General features: G+C 65.5%; 19 protein-coding genes and 1 pseudogene. 15 read left to right on the top strand and 5 right to left on the bottom strand.

All coding sequences use genetic code 11. The features are described from left to right. Positions 1-75: 75 nt before the first annotated feature. From K8P63_RS18170 to K8P63_RS18155, 4 genes are all read right to left on the bottom strand, one after another. The gene (locus tag K8P63_RS18170) at positions 76-732 is read right to left on the bottom strand and encodes a hypothetical protein (protein WP_223797394.1); all 657 of its coding nucleotides are present in this window, start codon (positions 730-732) and stop codon (positions 76-78) included. After that, the gene (locus K8P63_RS18165) at positions 729-887 is read right to left on the bottom strand and encodes a hypothetical protein (protein WP_223797393.1); all 159 of its coding nucleotides are present in this window, start codon (positions 885-887) and stop codon (positions 729-731) included. Before K8P63_RS18165 ends, K8P63_RS18170 begins: the two co-directional genes overlap by 4 nt. Next, on the bottom strand, positions 887-1,222 hold the full coding sequence (locus tag K8P63_RS18160) for a hypothetical protein (RefSeq protein WP_223797392.1): 336 nt from the start codon (positions 1,220-1,222) through the stop codon (positions 887-889). The genes K8P63_RS18165 and K8P63_RS18160 overlap by 1 nt, the downstream gene beginning before the upstream one ends. A gap of 411 nt (positions 1,223-1,633) precedes the next feature. Continuing rightward, positions 1,634-2,473: a LexA family protein gene (locus K8P63_RS18155; RefSeq protein WP_223797391.1), complete on the bottom strand. Its 840-nt coding sequence runs from the start codon at positions 2,471-2,473 to the stop codon at positions 1,634-1,636. A gap of 17 nt (positions 2,474-2,490) precedes the next feature. Between K8P63_RS18155 and K8P63_RS18150 the strand changes: the two genes are divergently transcribed. The 6 genes from K8P63_RS18150 to K8P63_RS18125 are packed head-to-tail and all read left to right on the top strand — an operon-like array spanning position 2,491 to position 6,267. After that, complete coding sequence (locus tag K8P63_RS18150; protein WP_223797390.1) at positions 2,491-2,955, top strand: XRE family transcriptional regulator; 465 nt, start codon at positions 2,491-2,493, stop codon at positions 2,953-2,955. After that, positions 2,952-3,509, top strand: a complete 558-nt coding sequence (locus K8P63_RS18145; RefSeq protein ID WP_223797389.1) for a hypothetical protein — start codon at positions 2,952-2,954, stop codon at positions 3,507-3,509. Before K8P63_RS18150 ends, K8P63_RS18145 begins: the two co-directional genes overlap by 4 nt. Next, entirely contained in the window at positions 3,509-3,859 is a 351-nt protein-coding gene (locus K8P63_RS18140; protein WP_223797388.1) for a hypothetical protein, read from the top strand. The genes K8P63_RS18145 and K8P63_RS18140 overlap by 1 nt, the downstream gene beginning before the upstream one ends. Continuing rightward, entirely contained in the window at positions 3,856-4,452 is a 597-nt protein-coding gene (locus K8P63_RS18135) for a hypothetical protein (RefSeq protein ID WP_223797387.1), read from the top strand. The genes K8P63_RS18140 and K8P63_RS18135 overlap by 4 nt, the downstream gene beginning before the upstream one ends. Next, on the top strand, positions 4,449-5,066 hold the full coding sequence (locus K8P63_RS18130; RefSeq protein WP_223797386.1) for a hypothetical protein: 618 nt from the start codon (positions 4,449-4,451) through the stop codon (positions 5,064-5,066). Before K8P63_RS18135 ends, K8P63_RS18130 begins: the two co-directional genes overlap by 4 nt. Positions 5,067-5,118: 52 nt before the next feature. Next, a complete protein-coding gene (locus K8P63_RS18125; RefSeq protein ID WP_223797385.1) occupies positions 5,119-6,267 on the top strand; it encodes a DUF7146 domain-containing protein in 1,149 nt (382 codons plus the stop codon). A 5-nt stretch (positions 6,268-6,272) separates the two neighbouring features. On the opposite strand, the gene K8P63_RS18120 is transcribed toward K8P63_RS18125, so the two are convergent. Next, positions 6,273-6,545 (bottom strand): hypothetical protein, encoded by a 273-nt coding sequence (locus tag K8P63_RS18120; protein WP_223797384.1) that lies wholly within the window; start codon positions 6,543-6,545, stop codon positions 6,273-6,275. A 146-nt stretch (positions 6,546-6,691) separates the two neighbouring features. Here K8P63_RS18120 and K8P63_RS18115 point away from each other — a divergent pair. The 9 genes and pseudogenes from K8P63_RS18115 to K8P63_RS18075 form a co-directional block, all read left to right on the top strand. Continuing rightward, positions 6,692-6,850, top strand: a pseudogene (locus K8P63_RS18115) (DNA translocase FtsK); the annotation flags it as partial. A gap of 90 nt (positions 6,851-6,940) precedes the next feature. Then, positions 6,941-7,534, top strand: coding sequence for a DUF2312 domain-containing protein (locus K8P63_RS18110; RefSeq protein ID WP_317629375.1), 594 nt, complete (start codon positions 6,941-6,943; stop codon positions 7,532-7,534). Between the two features lie 19 nt (positions 7,535-7,553). Further along, entirely contained in the window at positions 7,554-9,170 is a 1,617-nt protein-coding gene (locus K8P63_RS18105) for a DNA primase family protein (RefSeq protein WP_223797383.1), read from the top strand. 327 nt (positions 9,171-9,497) lie between these two features. Then, complete coding sequence (locus K8P63_RS18100; protein ID WP_223797382.1) at positions 9,498-9,968, top strand: hypothetical protein; 471 nt, start codon at positions 9,498-9,500, stop codon at positions 9,966-9,968. A 234-nt stretch (positions 9,969-10,202) separates the two neighbouring features. Next, positions 10,203-10,349: a hypothetical protein gene (locus tag K8P63_RS18095; protein ID WP_223797381.1), complete on the top strand. Its 147-nt coding sequence runs from the start codon at positions 10,203-10,205 to the stop codon at positions 10,347-10,349. A 156-nt stretch (positions 10,350-10,505) separates the two neighbouring features. Next, a complete protein-coding gene (locus K8P63_RS18090) occupies positions 10,506-11,105 on the top strand; it encodes a hypothetical protein (protein ID WP_223797380.1) in 600 nt (199 codons plus the stop codon). After that, positions 11,053-13,101: a terminase gpA endonuclease subunit gene (locus K8P63_RS18085; RefSeq protein ID WP_223797379.1), complete on the top strand. Its 2,049-nt coding sequence runs from the start codon at positions 11,053-11,055 to the stop codon at positions 13,099-13,101. The genes K8P63_RS18090 and K8P63_RS18085 overlap by 53 nt, the downstream gene beginning before the upstream one ends. Continuing rightward, positions 13,101-13,313, top strand: coding sequence for a phage head-tail joining protein (locus tag K8P63_RS18080; RefSeq protein WP_223797378.1), 213 nt, complete (start codon positions 13,101-13,103; stop codon positions 13,311-13,313). Before K8P63_RS18085 ends, K8P63_RS18080 begins: the two co-directional genes overlap by 1 nt. Continuing rightward, positions 13,310-14,785, top strand: coding sequence for a phage portal protein (locus K8P63_RS18075; RefSeq protein ID WP_223797377.1), 1,476 nt, complete (start codon positions 13,310-13,312; stop codon positions 14,783-14,785). Before K8P63_RS18080 ends, K8P63_RS18075 begins: the two co-directional genes overlap by 4 nt. Positions 14,786-14,788 lie beyond the last annotated feature (3 nt).

Below are 14,788 nucleotides of genomic sequence, written 5' to 3'. Positions count from 1 at the left end.
GCAGATCAGCTGAGAAGGCGGTCAGCGCCTCCCAGTCGAAGGCGCACCACGATGGCGGAGACGTCAACATGACGATCAGTCGACCGTCGCTACATCATTGCGGGCGAGCCATTGGCCGCGATCGTCGCCAAGCCGGCTGTCCAGCTGCTCCTCGGTCTCGGGCCAGAGGTGCATGTCGTGGACCAGGCGCTCATAGGTCTGGCGCCACCAGCCGCGAATGCGGCGAGTGGGGTGCTTGTATCCTACGATCTCGGCGGCGTGGATGAGATGGAGCTGGAAGTGGTGCGGGATTGCATCGAGTTCGCGCAGGTATTCCCCTGCGATCTCGTGCATAAGCGGCTCCCAGCCGTCCTCGTCTTCCTGGTCCAGCGCGGCGCGTTCGACCGACCATTCACAGATTGCGTTCCGCTCGGCCGTCAGCTTCTCATATTCGGCACCGACGACCTCGTCGGCCCAATAGTTGGTCCGCGCATCGAACCGCTGGGTCGCCTTCATGATCAAGACCGACCTCGGGATACTCGGCCCAGTGAAGGATCCGCCGCCGTCTTCCATCGGATCCGCCAGCACGCGCTGATCCATGGCCGAGAGAAGGATGCATCGGCGATACCAGCGAAGCAGCATCTTCGGTGCGCCATACTTGGGCAGGCCATCGGGGCCGCGGATGGCAGTCAGCAGCACGGTCTGCTGCATGAGTGACAGGTCACCGACCCAAGGCTGCAGAACGCCGCTCACGCAAACCACGCATGGAACAGGCCGATCACGATCAGCGCGCTGAGCAGGGCAAGGCCGGCGCCACGACCGACACCGGGGCGATCGGCGGGGTGGCGGCACTTGGTGCAGTCACACGACGCGGCGTGGATCTGCGGCGGGAAGGGAAGCGGCGGCATCACGCCGCCACCCGCACGGGCTCGGCCAACGTGAGACTGGCGCAGTTGGCATTGCCTGGCCGCTGGAAGGCCTCGCGGACACGGAGAAATTCGACCTTGATGAGCGGCTTCGGCGCTTCGCTCAGCGCTCGGACGAAGGCCGCTTCCTCGGCGACGTAGTCGGGGCCAATCTCATGCGACGCCCACGTACTGAAGTCCTCATAAAGGCGGGCGACCGGCGTATAGCCGACCACCGAGATCGCGTTGTGAGTGCGGGCGGCGCGCCAGCGGTCGAAATGCTCGTCATCGATCCGCTTCAGCGGCTGGATGGCGGGTGCGGGCTTGGTGCGTGGCATCGGTGCCTCCGTTGTGAACGGACGCGATATGCGATTATCGAAGTTTATGCGTCAAGGAAAAACATTCGACTATCGGAATATCCGGCTAACGGTTGACCGCTTGTTCCCTTTGTGTTCCACAACCTATGTTGCGAATCAGAGAGGCGCGAATGCTGCAGCAGGTTTCACTCTACCGCGTGACGAGCTTTCGACGCGCGGTTGCGCCTTGGAGGGCGTCGCGCGAACAGGCCCAGCGCGATGCTATCCATTTAGGTATGGCGACTGCCGAGCATGGCAGAGTTTGGCTGACCGTTCCCGCCGATATCGAGATACTTCATGTCGAAACGGCCGTAATCCGGGAGGCGCTAGTCGGGGCTTATGCGATCGAGGGCGAGCTGCAATTGAAGCTCAAGCGCTGGCCGCGCCCTTCGTTTAAAGACGAGCGGCCGTCCAGATCACGCGCCCAACAACCGAGAACGGCTCGCCACCCATAGGGATTTCTGAGTAAGCTGGGTTGCTAGAGCACGGCACAAGTCGAGCTGGATCTGCCTTAAATTGCTTGAAGGTCGTCTCGTTTTCCGCATTGAGAATCACATAATAGCGGTTCGGAAACAGTGACTTGTCGTCGGGGTCGATCAACACACGGCTGCCATCTGGCGCGACAAGATCCATCGAGTCCCCGTCAACGTCGAGGTAGAACGCGTTCCGTGGAACGGATGGGTCCAACGCCGGCATATACCCGATCGGGTTCTGAATGGCCTCACGCCAGTTTCCCGCCGTAACCATGCCGATCACGGGCAACGCCCTAAGCGATTGAGCTGCTGGCTCTATCAGGAGCCTGCGTAACTCGTCCACTTCCGCGCTCTTCCACTGGCGCGTGCCGGTGAGTGCCTTAGACACTTTTACCTGGTCGATCCCCAGCGCGATTGCGATGTCGGCCTGACGCAATCCCAGCGCCTTCATGCGCAATCTGATCTCTGCATTATCCACGCGACCATGAAGCGCGGCATTCCGATAGTCGCAATTTCTATTGTCGAAAGAACCCGCTTGCGCTGAATATGCGAATATCGCAAATGGGTGGCTATGCCGAATGCTGATGCCCTCATCGACGCCTTGGGCGGGATTACGAAAGTGTCGGAGCTGACCAAAGCTCCCCCGTCGACGGTCCACAGTTGGCGAAGTAAGGCTTCCCGCTCGCGCATCGCGCATCTCGAACTGCTCGCAGAACGCGCTGGCATCGCCGTCGCTTCGGATGAGTGCCTCGCCGATCATGCCGAGAGCGTTACGGCATGACGGGCGCCAATGTCTTGGCTCGCCCGGCGCGCCCGACCACAAAGTCCTATCGCGGTGCGACTAAGAAGATCGTGCTTCGCATTCAGGCCGATCACGATCTCTCCGATGCCGAGCTAGCGGAGCGGATCGGATGCTCTGCCGGGACCGTCAAGAACGCGCGCACGGAAGCGACGAACCTCGACGGCGTCACGCTAGCCAGCATCGAGCATGAGTTTGGCGTGGGATCGATCGATCCCTTCTACGCGCTGGGCGGTGCCCGTGGCGTTCCTCGCGCCGGCCAATCAGCCTGTCCGAAGAACGCTCCGCTGGAGCTGGCCGAGGCGCTCCACCGCCTGATCGCCACCCAGCATCCATCGAGCGACGGCGGCGTCGAAACGACCAAGGTCGAGCTGCGCGCGATCCTTCCCTTCCTCCGCGATGCGCGAGGCGCACTCGATGAACTGATCGAACAGGCGGCATGACGATGATGGGGGGAACGGCGCCGATGATCGCGGGAGCGATGCCGGCATATGAGAGCTTCACGCTGGACGCCTCGGCAATACGCGATTGGTGCGGGACCGCCAAGGCGGGCGATCAGCTGGTCTATTCGGTCGGCTGGCATCTGCCGCCGCGATCGTCGGGCGCAGCCCGCGCCCGCAAGCTGCAAGCCCTCGGCTATGTCGCCCTAGCTCAGAAGCGCTTGCCCAACGGCATGATCGAATATCGGATGCAGCGGCTTCGGCCTGCCCGCGCCGCGGTCGGCCGCGATCCGCGCCAGACCCGCGTGCGTCTCGATGGCGACATGGCGCGTGTGATGAGCGTCATCCGACGTTGCGCCCGAACCCGGCAGCCGTGCCCGCAGAACCGAGTGCTGGCACGCTTGGCCGGGGTCATCAACGCCAGCTACCAGCTGCAGAAGCTGGTCGATGCGGGCTTTATCGAGAGCCGCATCGTCGATGCAGCCTCGGGCGCGCGCATCATCACGGTCAAGGAAACGGGCGCCAGCACCGCGGTGCCCCCGGTCGGTGCCCGCTGATGGGCCGCCCGCGCAAATACGACTTCGGGCAACTCGAGGTCGGCGATCGCTTGGTCGTCGCGCTTAACGGGCGTCAGCCCTACCTGGCGCAGGCCAGCGTCAGCAACGCCGCAGCGCATTATGCGCGCACCAAGGCTTCTGACTTCGCCTTCACCACCAGCACGTCGCTGATCCGCGGGTTCGTCGTGTTGGAGCGGGTCGCTTTTCCCGGCGACCAGCCGCTTCATCTGGCGGCCGATCGCAATCGCGTGGCGCAGATCGAGCAGTCGTCGCGCCAGCGCGAGTTGACCTCGACTGAGATCGATCGGTTCAAGCGCCAGCTTTCCCGCATCGAGCGGAGGGCGGCATGAGCGCGCCCTCAGCGGCCGCCGGCAAGGCGTTCGCGCGCGGGCAGCGGGACGATCCCGCCAACCGCGAGACGCATGACTTCTATCCGACGTGGCCTGCCGCAACGACGGCACTCCTGGCGGTCGAGCGATTCGACGGGCCGATATGGGAGCCGGCATGCGGTGACGGCGCCATGTCGCGCGTGCTGGAGGCTGCCGGCCACACGGTGATCAGCACCGACCTGATCGACCGTGGTTATGGCGAAGGCGGGCGCGATTTCCTGATGGAGTGGGCGCCGCGAGCGCCGAACATCGTCACCAACCCGCCGTTCCGCTGGGCCAGCCAGTTCGTGGATCGCGCGCTGCAGCTGACCACGGGAAAGGTCGCGCTCTTCCTGCGGCTGGCCTTCCTCGAGGGGCAGGATCGCGGCCGCTGGTTTCCGACGACGCCGCTTGCTCGAGCCTGGATCATGTCGCGCCGCGTGCCAATCGCGCGCGGCCGGCTAGCCGGTCCCGACGAACAGGGTGGCGGCGTGATCGCCTTCGCATGGTTCGTTTGGGAGCGAGGCCATTGCGGCCCGCCCGTCCTCGGCTGGCTGGACTGGAAAACCGCATGAGCTTCTCGACCTTCAGCAGGCGTGTCCTGATCGGCTGGCTTCGCGACTGCGAGGAGGACGGCCGGCCGGTGCCCGGTGATCGCGCCATCATGACCCGGCTCAATTTCGGCAGCGTCGCGCTGGCCGGCGACATTCTTGCCGAGCTGGCGGCGGAGGGCCTGATCGCGATCGATGGCAGCGGCGCCGATCGCAAGATTCGGGTGCTGGTTGCGCCTGGCGTGCAGGTCGGATCTGCCAAATCAATTCCCCAGGGGGCGTCTGGAACGGCTCGAAAGGCCCCCAGCGCGTCGGTATCGGCCGACGCCTCGCGGAGCATAGCTCGCGCCCCGATCAGCACGCCGGCACCGGACATGCCGGCGCCCCCGCCCGATCCGGTGCCGCAGGTTGCTCCCTTGCCTGCGGTACCGGCGGAGGCAGAGACGGCGCGCGCCAAGGCGCCGTCGCAGCGGGTGGAAGCCCCGCACCCTGCATTCGCCAAGGGACGCAAGCCCTTCATCTCGGCCGATATCATTCGTGCCGCCCGCGAGCGCGATCAGCCGCTCGACGTGTTCGTAACAGCGCTGCTGAACATCGGCTTCGCCGAATGGCGGCAGGCGAACGGGTGGCGCGGCTGATGGCGCCGCCGGCAATCCCGCCGCTCTGCCCGCCCGCCCTGACGGCGGCACGATGAGCGTAATCGATCAGCCTTCGCTCTTCGATCGTGCGCGCCAGGTGGCGCCGGCCGAGGTCGCACGCCAGCATGGCGGGAAACTGCATCGCGCCGGCAAGAACAAGGCGCGTGGCGGTTGTCCGCTGTGCGATGGGCGCGACACCTTTCTCGCCGACGATCCCGGCCCGATCTGGCACTGCTTCTCCTGCGGTGCGACCGGCGACAGCGTCGCGTTGGAGATGGAGCTGGGCGGCCATCCCGATCGCACCGCCGCCGCGCGCGTGCTGGCTGGAGAGGCACCACGCATCGAGCGCGAGCGCGCCCAGCGCACCCGCAGCGAGGAACCGCAGAGCGAGCTGGTCGACAGCGCGGTCGTCGCATCGTGGATCGCTGAGCATATGCGGCCGGCGCGCGGCACGATCGTCGAGGCATGGCTCACCGCACGTGGGATCGACCCCGCGCGCATCGGCGGGGCGCTCGATCGCCTGTTCTTCCTGCGTGGCTGTCCGGTCACCCCCTGGCGTGTCGGCAGATCTCCGGACGGCATGCGATCGCGACCGGCAATGGTCGCGCCGCTTCGCGCGACTCCCGACGGGGCGATCCTCGGCGTCCATACGACCTATTTGCGATCCGACGGCAGCGCGAAGGCGGATCTTGGCCTCGACGGCGACGGCCGACCGCGAAAGGCGCGCAAAATGTGGGGCCGCGCCCGCATGACAGCCTGTTTCCTTGCCGATCCCGCCGACGCTGGGCCGCTCGTGCCCGGCGAGGGCATCGAGACGGTGCTGAGCTACGCGGCCGGCCTCGGCGCGTGTCGGCCGCTGGCGCTGCTAAGCCTCGATAATCTGCAGGGCCGCGCGATGCGCGATGCCGAAGGCGCGGTACCGCTGTGGAACATTCGATCCGATCCCGACGCGCCGCCGTTCACGCTGCCGAATGCCGGCGAGGTCCGCATCCTCGTCGACGCCGATATGAAGCCGCACCGCATCCGCGCCCAGGCGCAGCGTCGCGGCCGGCGCGAGATGGTGATGATCGACGGCGGGGTGCGTGCCGAGATCTGCGCGACGCTGGCAACGCAGGCTTGGCGTCGCGCCGGCGGCGCTCCGGTGCGCGCGCTTCGCCCCCCGATGGGAATGGATTTCAACGATCTCGGTAGGGCAGCATGAAAATGCTAGCGGACAAAATCCTCTTCCAAAATCAGTTCGCCGCCTTCGTAGCCAATCTCCGCGAGCTGCCAATTTGCAGCGTCTTCGATGATGCTTATCGGGCTCTTGAATCGGTAATTCCGCGCATGCGCGTAGGCCAACTGCTCCGCCCATTCGTAGATTGCCGCCGAAACGACGATACTTATCTCGCGCGCGCCATCCGACGCGACCCACACGCGGCCTCGCGGATCGGGCGCGGAGCGCCTCATTTCGTCGATCTCAAATCGAGGTTCGGTCATGGCTATCGTTCCAGAGATGTTTGCATGCCGATGGTGCGCGCCCTGCTGGCTTGCCGCAAGATGCACACGCAACGGACGTTATTCCCATGTCATGCAGGGCATCACCGATTGGCTTCCGGCTGATGTCCGATCCAGACTACGACCGCGCCGTCGCGCTGGTCCTTGAACACCAGAAGGCGTCGACCAGCTGGCTCCAGCGCCAGATGCGGATCGGCTACAATTCCGCTGCGCGCTTCATCGAGCAGATGGAGAAGCAAGGCTATGTCGGCGCGCCCGATCATGTCGGGCGGCGCGCCGTGCTGCGGCCGCCATCCGCCACCCTGCCGGGATCGAGCGTCGGCGCCGAGGTTCATCCGTGGAACCGGAACGAAGGCAAATACGACACGCCGAGCAGCATGCTGCCCAAGGCCGACACGGCCCACAGCCGGCGCATCGCCACCGATTGGCAGCCGCCGGAACCGCCGATGCGATTCGCGGCCGCAGAGCCCGATGAGGCACGCGCGACGCGGCCCGTGGAAGATATTGCGGCGGAGCTGGTCGGTGCGATCGGTCTGGATGGCGCACGCCGTTTAGTTCGAGTGGCTGCGACCGCCAGCGGCATGATGCTGCCGCCGGCCGTGCCCGACCCTGCCGTCGACTGGCTGACTAAGATTGTCGAGCGGGTCGAGCAACTGTTCGCTGAACGCGCGCAGCTGGCCGAGGAGATCCGCAACGCCTTCACCTTTGCCAAGGATTGCGGTTTCGATGCCCGCGCGATCCGCGCGTGCGTCGCCGATCGCGCGATGGACAAAGACACGCGATTCGAGCGCGAGGCGATCCGCACCGTTTACCGTGCCGCGCTGGGGATCGAGGATCCCGACTTCGCGATCGAGCTGCCGGCGCCGGCCGTTCCAGCGCCGCCCAAGGCGCGCAAGCTGACCGCGCGCGAGAAGAATTACCGGCAGGCACTGGCGCTCACGGCGGCCAGCGCGGCCATCATCGACCAGTAAGGAGGCAGAATTGGGGGACGTGACGACACGCGCCATTGCGATGGCGACGGTCGACCCGGCGGCATTGGCATGGCGCGAGCTATCCGACCTGGGCAATGCGGAGCGCCTAGTTGCGCGCGCCGGCGGGAAACTGGTACACGTGCGCGAGTGGGGCTGGGTCGCATACGACGATCGGCGCTGGTCGGCCGACGACGGCGAGCGCCTCGCCCATCTCAAGGCGCATGAGGTTGCGCGCGGACTGCGCGACGAGATCGCCGCGCTCGCCGAGGTAGAGGACGCCGAGCTGCGCACGCGCTTCGGCGAATGGTGCACTACCGATCTGCGCGCCGATCGCGTCATCAATCTTCGTAAGCACGCGGTCCAGTCGGGGAACGCGAGCAAAACGGTGGCGATGCTCGCCCAGGCACAGAGCCTCGACGATCTCACGCGTCGGATGGACGATTTCGACCGCAACCTGCTGACGATCAATACGCAGAACCGCACCCTGCGTTTTGCGCGCCGGCGTGGCGACGGCGACAGCGCGCCGTGGGTGTTGCTCGATACGGCGCACGATCCGGCCGACCACCTGACCCGCGTCATGACGTGCGAATATGATCCTGCGGCCGAGGCGCCGAAATGGAATGAACACCTCGCAACCGTGCTGCCCGATCCCGAGGTACGCATCTATTTCCAGCAGGTGATCGGCTATGCGTTGTCGGGCCTGACCGTCGAGCAGTGCATGTTCATGCTGCAGGGCAAGGGCGGCGACGGCAAGTCGACGACGATGAACGTGCTGCGCGAGCTGATGGGCGGCTATGGCGTCGCTGCCGATGTGCAGACCTTCATGGCGGCCGGCCAGCGCTCCGGCGCCGACGCGACCCCCGACCTGGTGCGGCTCGCCGGCGATACGCGCCTCGTCTGTACGCAGGAGCCGAAACGCGGCGCCGCGCTCGACGAGCAGCGCATCAAGCAATTTACGGGCGGCTCGCCGATTCAGGCGCGGGCAAATTACGGCGATAGTTTCGAGTTCAAAGCGCGCGGCAAGCTGTTCATCGAGTGCAATAGCCGCCCGCGCATCTCCGGTGATGACGATGGCATTTGGCGCCGCATCATCATCATCCTGTTCCCGCACCAATTCAAGGGCTCCGCGATCGACAAGGGCGTCGAGACGCGCCTGCTGGGCGAGGGGCCGGGCATCCTGAACTGGATGCTTGAGGGACTGCGCCAGTGGCTGGAGGCTGGCAGGCTGGTCCAGCCGACCGCCGTCGCCGACGCCGTCGAGGAGTATCGCCGCGCGGCGAACCCTTTTGGCGAGTGGATGGCCGCGCGCGTCGACACGTCTGATCCGCTGGCCGTGATCGAGGCGCGGGCGCTGTACGATGATTATTCCCGCTGGTGCGAGGACGAGGGCGTCAGCGACCGCGAGAAGCTCAATTCGACCGCCTTCGGCCGCGCGCTGGGCGATCGTCAGATCATGCTCGGGCCGCGCCATCGATCGGGCCGGAAACAGCGCAAGGGCGCGAAGCTGCGCGGCGATCCGCTGCCCATGCCCGACGATCGCGGCGCATCCTCCTCGGCCGCCCCAGCGCAGCCGTTTACGGCCAATGAGTTCGAGCGTGCGGCTTGGCAGGACGAGGACGACGACATGCCGCCGTGACCTACGCCGGCCTCGCCAATCCGCTGACGACGAATAGTTGACGAACAGTTGAGCCGAACAGTTCGTCATTCTCAAGGGTGGCGGCAAGTGAGGCGCGACGGGCGGCAAGTGTCAAGCCAGCACTATCGCCAAATCGCTCGCGCAGACTGTTCGTCTGTTCGTCAACCGTTCGTCGCGTAAGTGACTGATTTTGCGCCATTGAAGAACAGTCCGAACAGTTAGAACCGTTTCTCTCAGGACACTTCCATATGTGTGCGCAGGCATGCGCGATAATGCGTCATCTGTTCGACTGTTCATCATAAGAAAGAAAGAATCAAAAGGATGGAAATGGTCTGGTCATTCGCGATGGTGGAAGAGCGCATGATCGAAGCGGTGGGGTTCCTCGACCGCTGCACTCGCGGCGGTGGATCACCGTTCGCAGGCGACGGGCCGTGGTCACAGATCATCCGTGACCGCAACGCGGCCGCGCAGGTCGGCGGCGAAGTGGCCGACTGGATCGAGAGCGACATGGATGGCGCGGCCAAAGCGCGCGGCGGATTGCGGGCGGCCGAGGTCGACCGCATGGAACAGGCGCTGGAGTGGATCCGCTATGTGAAGGATCGTGCGCGGCTGCGCCCGCTGGTCGGCATCGTGCTGCAGCAGAAGCTCCATTACGGCCGAGATGCGCGGGTGGACTGGGCTGAGGTGAAGCGGCGGCTGCGATCCGGCGACACGCACGACGTGCTGCGCATGGGCTATTCGCGATCGATAGCGACCATATGCATGCAGCTGAACCGCGCGCATGTCGCGGTAAGCTAATGACTTTCGACCCTAAAATCCCGCAACCCCTAAAATCTGCATGGTGCGAAATATTCCCTGTTCGTTTTAGGGGTCTGGAGCAGCTATTTCTTGTCAGGCTGGGGCAGAGCTTCGGCTTCCCGGCATCCTCTCCAGACCTTCCGCGCCCCGCCTCGCATCAGCGGTCGGGGCGCGGTCGTTTGGTGAGCCCGATGCCGATGCCAGCCCCGATCCTCGCGACCCTTGGAGATCTCCATGCGCACGATCGTCATCGCATCCATCAGTATCGCCTCGGCCCTGCTGCTCGCCGCCTGCTCGACCACGTCGATGCCGCCGGTCGACCAGGTCAACCTGATCGACAACGCGCCCTGTCCGACGCCCGACGGCTCGGTCTGCAAGTAGGGGGCCGCCCCTGCCGCCGGCCCTCGCGCCGGCGGCAGGCCCACCCCCCTTTGGGTCCTTCGCCGGCATCTGAGCCGTATGCGGGGTGCAAAGGCGCTGGGAAGGCGACTACGTCGTTTTTTCTGGCGGTTTTCTCTTGTTCTTTCGGTTTCGGTTATGCTCGGTAAGCTTGCCGACCTCGCCGCGATTGCGGGCATGCCGTCGGAGCCGACGCTCCGGAAGCTGATCGCGAGCGATCCCGATTTCGCCGGGATCGTGAAGCGCGGGAAGAATGGCGACGCCTACGAGATCGAGATCGAGACCGCGGTCCGGTACGTCCTGAGTATCGAAGAGCGGAAGCGTGATGCAGAACGGGCGCGGCTCGCCGGCCTTGCCCAGCTCGGCCTGGATCTCGGCCTATCGGCAGGCCCGACCGAGCCCGGCCTGACGCTCGCCGATCGGAAGGCGCTGCTCGAAGAGGAAGTCCTCGCGATCAAGCTTGCGCGCCAGCGCGGCGAGCTGGTGCCGAAGGGCAGCGTCGAAGCGGCTATCGGCCAAGTGCTGGTCTGGCACCAGCAGCAGCAACTGAGCTTCTCGGCGCGGCTCGCAAAGCGTGCGGACGTGTCGCGACAGCTGCAAATTGAGATCGACGCGATGGTCGCGGCCGATCTCGCCGAGTTCGCGCGCCGGATCGGCGCGCTGGGAGACATCGAGGCAACCGAAGATGGCGACGGCAGCACAATTGCCCGCGCCGCGGTGGTCGATCCCGCCCTTTGAGACCGGCGCGCATATATTCGCCCGACTGGCGCACCTCGTCGCGCCGCGCGAGAAGCTGACGGTCAGCCAGTGGGCGCGCAAAAACACCAGTTTCGACCTCGATGCATTGCCCTGGCATGCCGAGGTGATGGACGCGCTGTCCGATCCGGACACGGCCGAGGTCGGCCTGCTCGGCCCGGCGCAGGCAGGCAAGTCGACGATCGGGCTCAGCTGGCTCGGCTGGGTCGTCGATCAGGCGCCCGATAACTTCTTTTTGTGCCAGCCGGATCGATCGGCGACGTCCAAATTCGTCGTTTCTCGCGTCGATCCGTTCATAAAAGAGACGTCCAGCGTCAAAACGAAGTTGCTGGACCTCTCCAACGCCAACAATATGTTCCTGAAGCAATTTCAGGGCATGTTCCTCTATTCGGTCTGGCCAGTGCCCGGCCAGTTCATCCAGGTGCCGGCCCGCTACGGCTGGCTCGATGACTTCGACCAGATGGACGACGACATCGGCGGCACCGAGGAGAAGGCGGGTCAGGGGTCGGCGATCAAGCTGGTCGAGGGACGTCTTACGACCCGCAAGGGCCGCGACACGAAGTTCGTATCGTCATCCCCGGCGGACGAAACCGGCGGCAAGACCGAGGCTTTCGTCGAGGGCGGGACGGACGAGCGACTGCACCCGGAATGCCCGACGTGCGGCGACCGTTGGGCGATCGACATTCGACGCGACCTGCGCTTCGACGACACCGGCGACGAGGACCTGGCGGAGCGCACCGCCCACGTGATCTGCGGCGCCAACGGCTGCCTGCTCGATCCGGCCGACCGTCGTGCCTTGCTGAACAGTCTGGCGCGGCTGCCTCGAAAAGGGTTCGTGCCGGCGCGGCCGGGGGCGAGCAACCGACGCCGCAGCTTCCGGGTCGACGGCCTGCTGGCTTTCACGACCTGGCCGGACCTCGCGCGCGAATGGCGCGAGGCGCAACGCACCTGGGCGACCCGGCAGGACGAGGCGCCGCTGCGCACGTTCATGAACACCAAGGCCGGCGTGAACTACCGCTCGATCCTGTCGGGCGAGAAGCCGCTTGAGACCGAGAGCCTGCTCGACCGGCGCGAGAAGGGCTGGAAAGCCGGCACCGTCCCGGCCGGCGTGAAGGTCGTCGTCACTACCGTCGACGTGCAGCAGAAGAGCTTCCAGTGCGCGACGATCGGCATCGGCGAAAAGCGCGAGCTGTGGCTGATCGATCGCTGGTCGATCGATACCCTTTCGGACGGTCTGACAACGGTGCAGCCGCTGCGCTACCGGGAGCATTGGTCTGCGCTGCTCCCGCTGTTCAGCCGCGAATGGAAACTGGCGGACGGATCGGGTCGCTCGGTTCGTGCGCTGACCGTCGCGATCGACGCGCGCGGCGGCGAAAGCGACCTGGCGATTGGCTTCTGGCATATGGCGGCGGCTGCCGGCATCCACCCGACGCGCGTCACGCTTCTGCAGGGCGGCAACAATCCGAAGGCCGCACTGATCAGCCCCGCCCGCCGGTCGGATCAGCGCTCGAACGGCGGCCAGAAGCGCAATTCGCCGGGCATCTGGACGATCAACGTCCATTGGCTGAAGAACATCCTCGACGCGATGCTGCGCCGGGACAAGCCTGGCCCCGGATATGTCCATCTCGCGGGCAATCTCGCCGAAGTGCATGTCGACGAGATCACCGCCGAACAGCTCGACAAGGGCAAGTGGAAGAAGATCCGTCCGCGCAACGAGACATGGGATCTGCTCGTCTACGCTTTGGCTGCCATCCTGCGCCGTCCGTTCGCACAATCGCGGCTCGACATGCGTTGGGTGCCCCCGGATTTCCGGGTGCCTGATCCCATCGGGCCGGCAGCGGCCGAGATCGAGCCGGACGAGGTAGCGGCAACCGTCGCCGCGGCCCGACCCGCCCCGGTCAAAGCAAAGACCGACAGTCGCAAACAACTTATTCGCACCAGGCCCAGCCCGAACTGGCTCAACCGACGAGGACGCTGATGGCTTACAATCAGGGCGACCTCGACGCGCTCAGTACGGCAATGCTGAACGGCATTCAGGAGGTGACCTATGCCGATGGCCGCAAGGTTCGTTACCAGACGCTCGCCGACATGCGCGCGCTGCGCAACGACATGAAGGCCGAGATAGCCGCCGCTGCGGCAAAGGTGACGCCCGCCCTTCGAACGACGATCGGCCGGATTTGCCGTCGATGAACATGATCGATCGCGCGATCCGCGCTGTCTCGCCGGTATGGGGCGTCAAACGCGCTGCAGCGCGTCGCGCCCTTACCGTGATAGACCGCGCCGATCAGCGCGTCAGCCAGCGGTTTGTCGGCAAGCCGGCCGACTGGGACCGGAACACAGGCAACCCGGATGACGCCCGCCTCGGCCGCGTCGTCGACCGTCGCCGCGTCCTCGAACTGGTCGCACAGGACCCGTTCGCCCGGAAGGCGCTGGCCGCGCTGGTCAACAATACCGTCGGCTGGGGCATCACCGGCGCGCCCAAGAAGGCCCCGGCTACTTTCCGCAACCTGTGGAACGACTGGCTGAAGATCTGCGACTGGAACGGCCGCCTCAACTTCTATGGGCTGCAGGAACTGGCGGTCCGCACGATGTTCCGCGAGGGCGAGTGCTTTATCGTGCTGCAGCAGCTTTCGCTGCAGGACGCTGCCGGCACCGTCCCGTTGCGGCTCCAGCTGCTCGATGCGGGCATGCTGGCCACTGGCCTCACCAGTTTCCAAGGCAATAGCGTCGTCCACGGCGTCGAATATGACGCCCGTGGCCGCCCCGTCGCCTATCACTTCTATCAGGGCCGCCCGAACCAGCTGTGGGTCAGCTATCAGACGGTCCGCATCCTCGCCGCCGACGTCATCCACCTGTTCGTTCAGGAGTATGTCGGCCAGCGCCACGGCGTCAGCGTCTTCAACACGGTCGTCAAACGGCTGGGCGACATCGACGAAGGCGTCGAGGCGGAACTGGTCCGCAAGAACATCGAAGCATGTTTCGCGGCCTTCATCACGCAGGGCGTTGACGACGAGGGCCGCCTGTTTGGTGCCCTCGATGCCGATGCCCCGACGCCGGTCGAAGGGCTGCAAGCCGAAACGCTGACTCCCGGCATGATCAACCGGCTCGCACCCGGTGAGGGCGTCAGGTTCGGCGATCCGAAGGCGTCGGGCGGGCTAGCCGAAATTTTGCGGCTGGCATTGCTATCGTCGGCGGCTGGCACGGGCATCACCTACGAGCATTTCGGCGACCTCTCGAACGTCAACTTCTCCAGCTACAAGGCCGGAAACCTTGAATTTCAGCGCTCCACCGGCCGGATCCAGTTCAACACGATCATTCCCGTGTTTCTCGACCGCGTGGCGGCTCGCTTTCAGGAGGCGGCCTTCACCGCCGGCATGATGGCGAACCGGACCTACGAGATGAACTGGGCGCCGCCGCCGTTCGAGAGCATCGACCGAATGGGCGACGTGCAGGCGGACATTCTTGAGATGGCCGCAGGCGTCGAGAGCCGACAAAATCTCGTCGTCGCGCGCGGCCATGACCCTGACCAATTGCGCGCGGACATCGCCACCGATCGCGCCGCCAACAAGCTGGCCGGGCTCGTGTTCGCCGGCGACTTCCCGCCAACCCAATACGCCGCGGCGAAAGATCCGGCCGCCGCAACGGCCGCACCGGCCAACTAGGAG

The organism is Sphingomonas nostoxanthinifaciens (assembly GCF_019930585.1).
GTDB lineage: Bacteria > Pseudomonadota > Alphaproteobacteria > Sphingomonadales > Sphingomonadaceae > Sphingomonas_I > Sphingomonas_I nostoxanthinifaciens.
This window is presented reverse-complemented; position numbering and strand designations above follow the sequence as displayed.